We start from the raw sequence: 4033 nt of genomic DNA, 5'->3' as shown, positions 1-4033 counted from the left end.
TAAAACTGGCCGTTTAATATGGCCCTGACTGGCCGGGAAATGCGGCCCTGCTGGCCGCAGAAAGTGGCTGTTTGCACTTGTTGATTTGTCGAAAACCTTAACTCAGCAATACCATCCTTACCGCCAAATAGATAATGATAAGACTGTAGGCAGTTTTTTTGGGAAGCAATCTAATCATTATATCTTGCAATCCGAGAGTATTAAGCATACCCATTGAGGTTTCACCTTTTTCTATAACCCCATCTTACTCCGTTGGCAATAGGAAGCAGTTATCAACTAAAATTGCAATCTCATTATTCTTTTTTGCTTATCAACCGGGTTTCATACTTCATTCCACCACAAGGGCTCTATCGATTTTAGGGAATTGTATTGTATCATCAAATTATGAGCTTGACACGATATCTGCTTTTGTTTTGTCTCCCATTTCCACACCGCATATTCCATAACTTGAAGTGTACTGTAAAACAGGTTTTTTCCCCAAAACTCGCTTGTTACGCAACCGTCCATATAGTTTAATAATAGCGATTTTGCAAAGTGACGATGTTTGGTTTCTCCCATTGTAGTCAAATATACGAAATCCGCTTCTAGCTCACCCACGCAACCATTCTCAAAGTCTATTAGAGACAGTCCTTTTTCACCTACTACAAAGTTTTCGGGACGAACATCCCTATGAAGAGCCCCTAGCTTTCCTGGATGAGCAAATGCGCTATATGATTTCACGAAGTCGATACATGCGTCCAAACCTGGAAACGAAAGCCTATGCATCATCACCGTGTTGCAGATTTGGTCAACTCTAGCCTTTAAATCCTCAGAATAGTTATCGTTTATAAGAGTTCTATGATGTAGCCGTTTCATTAGCATTGCTGCTTGTCTACCATACTCAGATATAATAGTCGGATTAGAAAACTCAATAAGAGAATCCAATCCGGTACCATTGATGAATGGAGACAAGAGCAATAATTTGCTTTCATCTGGTGTTATATACATATCTGGTATCGCCAGCCCTAGACCATGTATTTCAGCCAATGAGTTATACCATCTTATTCTCTCCGTTGAAGCTTCAAGCATTTTGGCCATCCAGTGGTGGCCATTAGATGAGACTTTGTACTTCAACGCACTTGAATTTCCTTGAGTTATTTCTATACATGATTCAGCACGCGCTCCAGTAAGTTGTCTAAAAATTTCACAAAATTCGTTTTTATCCATATCATGCCTTACCACTCTTTATTTCGCAAATATGCCTATAATAATTATTCCTTGCAATTAGTTCATCGTGCGTTCCGTAATCAACAATATCGCCTCTATCCATAAGCACGATTTCATCATACTTTCTTATCAGTAGTGGTGAGAAATTATGAGACACAAAGATAACCGTTGGTTGTTCAAGGTTTAGCAACATATTCTCTATGGAGTAAGCGGTTTGAACATCAAGTGTTGAGATGGCTTCGTCATAGATTATTGCTTCTGGTTGATTCACTAATGATCTAGCAATTTCCACTCTCCGGGTTTCCCCGCTAGATAGATTGCGTTCGCCATCCTTTACTACTCGTTCCAGCGGAACCGTTAGACCTACTGTGTTTACAATTTCGGTTAATCTCTCATCTTCGATATCTCTAAACAAAGTGATATTATGCTTTACCGTGTCGCAGATAAGCGAAACAGATTCATTGATATAGCAAACTTTCTTACTCAATTGTTTGTGAGGAAACTTTTTTAAGTCAATCCCATCTAGTGAAATCCTGCCGGTATATTCCATCGTGCTGTTTTTGAGGAGTCGAAGTAAGGTGCTTTTTCCTGCTCCATTTTTCCCAATGATCAGATACTTTTTACCTGGAAGGAAACAATGCGACACGTGATTAATTAAATTCTTGTCATTTACTGTAACGGTAACGTCTTCAATTTCAATTCCTGTTGATTTGCCAATCAATACCTCTTCGTCTTTTGCAGTATTTGTTTTAGCATAGTTAAAAAGGTGTCTTATTTTTTCGGAAATACTTTTAACTGATTCTATAGAGTTAATTCCCATTATTATGCTTTGCATAGGTGAGATTATTTGATTGCAAAACTGATATGCTGCGTAAATAAGACCAATCGTTATTTCCCCGTTCATCATCAAAACAATGCCGTATCCAGTCACAATAAACTTCAATACTGAATTGCATGTTTTTGCAAGTGTATTAACAAAAGTCAACGCCATATCAGCGTCATCCTTACTCGATTCCATATCTCTGTTTAGCTTTGCGAACTTTCCACGAATCTTATCTTCTACTAAATAGTTGTGAATTGTTTGAAACGCAGAGAAATAGTCTTTTATACGTTGGGTGAAAAGTGATAACTTGTCGATATAGATCCTATTTTTGTTTACTGAATATGCTTTTACGATAAAGCATATACTTACGCTTACTATTTCTCCAATTATAATAACAACGGCAAGCTTTCGATTCAGCGTAAATACAACATACGCGGAAATAATTAGAGCAATGATGTTCTCTAAAACCGAAAGCCATGCCTCAAAGTATTTATTCTCCAGTATGGTTATATCGTTGGAAAAAGCAGCAATACGATGACCAACATCTGGATCATTAAAAATATCAGTAAAAGAGAACATAGTGCGCCGAAACATATCTTTGCGAAGAGACTCTCGTGCATATTTAACTAAATTCGCTCGAAGAGCCTGCACAAGAAATAACAGGAGTCCATGCGCTACAAAAATTAGCAAAACAATTAAAAGTGCACGCGAAAAACCAGCGTAATCTCCAGCCACAGCATTATCCATCATTTCAGCAGATATAATATTAGACTTAGCTCCTAATGTTGGATTCAGAAAGATTAGCAATAAATATGGGATTAAGAATAAGATGCGTTTTAAGAAATACTTGAAAAGCATTTACTGAACTCCTTCCGTTTTACCACATCTAATTTCATAGATTTCCCTGTACTCTTTGGAATTGTCCAGTAAAAATTCATGTGTCCCTGTTGCAAGAACACAACCATCATCCATCAAAACAATTATATCGTATTGTGACAAAAGTTGACCGGAAAATGCATTGGATATCATAACCACAGTTGAATCAAGACTAAGAATCAACTTCTCAATTTCATACGCAGTTTCAATGTCCAATGTGGATACTACTTCATCGAACACTAGCACTTTGGGATACGCCACTATTGCTCTAGCAATCTCCAGTTTTCTCCGCTCTCCGCTGGAAAGGTATTTCCCATAATCACCGACTGCTCTTTCCAATGGAACATGTAAGTCTGCTTTTTCCATTGCAAATTGCAATTGTTCCTCTGGGATATTACGGAACAGAAGGATATTATTTCTAACAGTATCGGATAGTAGAGATACCGTTTCGTTAGAATATGATACTAATTCGCTCATATTACTTCCTTCCGGCGTCCGAAGTTCCACCCCATTAAGCATAATTTTTCCATCATAATTGGGATATGTGTGTTTCAACAGTTTAAACAACGTGCTTTTACCGGAACCGTTTCGCCCGATCACTAGATATTTTTTCCCTGGTTCCAAAGAAAGATTAACACCACTTAAGATAGTCTTCTCATGAATCGACAATCCTACTCCTTGAAAGTTGATATGCAAAGTCTCCACATGTGTTTCTCTTGCGTGCAGCGATATCTGTTTGTCTTCCGCTTCCTCGACATATTTTTCTCTCATGTTAGATATTTTGCTTTCTAGTCTCTTCATAGAACGGATCATGCCTAGACGGTGACCAATGCTTTGTAATGGCATTCCAAGTTCACCTGCAAGAATATATGCGGCGAACACGCTGCTTATTGCGAGAGAGCCATTAATAACTCCCTGCAGGCCCAATATCACAACTAATAAAGGGACAAACCACGCCAACCTTCCCACAAGATTATTAACAATCACCAAGGAAAGTTCTGCTTTGTACTTTATTGTCTCAACATCTGCATTTTCCTTTTCAAACTGGTTTTGATTATTCCGGGCCTCCGGCCCACCCAGGCCGCAGTTTAGCGCAGTTAGACCGCGCATCAGCCCATTTGATACAAT

At 38.5% G+C, this 4033-nt stretch carries 3 protein-coding genes; all 3 read right to left on the bottom strand.

What is annotated here, in order from left to right; all coding sequences use genetic code 11:
* Positions 1-321 precede the first annotated feature (321 nt).
* Positions 322-1206 carry a phosphotransferase gene (locus GKG43_RS22520; protein ID WP_129880117.1) on the bottom strand — a complete coding sequence of 295 codons (885 nt, stop codon included), beginning with the start codon at positions 1204-1206 and terminating at the stop codon, positions 322-324.
* A gap of 1 nt (position 1207) precedes the next feature.
* The gene (locus GKG43_RS22515; protein ID WP_129880115.1) at positions 1208-2887 is read right to left on the bottom strand and encodes an ABC transporter ATP-binding protein; all 1680 of its coding nucleotides are present in this window, start codon (positions 2885-2887) and stop codon (positions 1208-1210) included.
* Positions 2888-4033: ABC transporter ATP-binding protein (locus GKG43_RS22510; RefSeq protein WP_129880113.1), on the bottom strand; the 1146-nt coding region annotated here is incomplete at its 5' end.

The sequence above is a fragment of the Eubacterium sp. BIOML-A2 genome, assembly GCF_009680135.1.
Taxonomy (GTDB): Bacteria; Bacillota; Clostridia; order Lachnospirales; family Lachnospiraceae; genus Faecalicatena; species Faecalicatena contortus_B.
The sequence above is the reverse complement of the archived record's forward strand: the minus strand, read 5'-3'. Positions and strand labels throughout refer to the sequence as shown.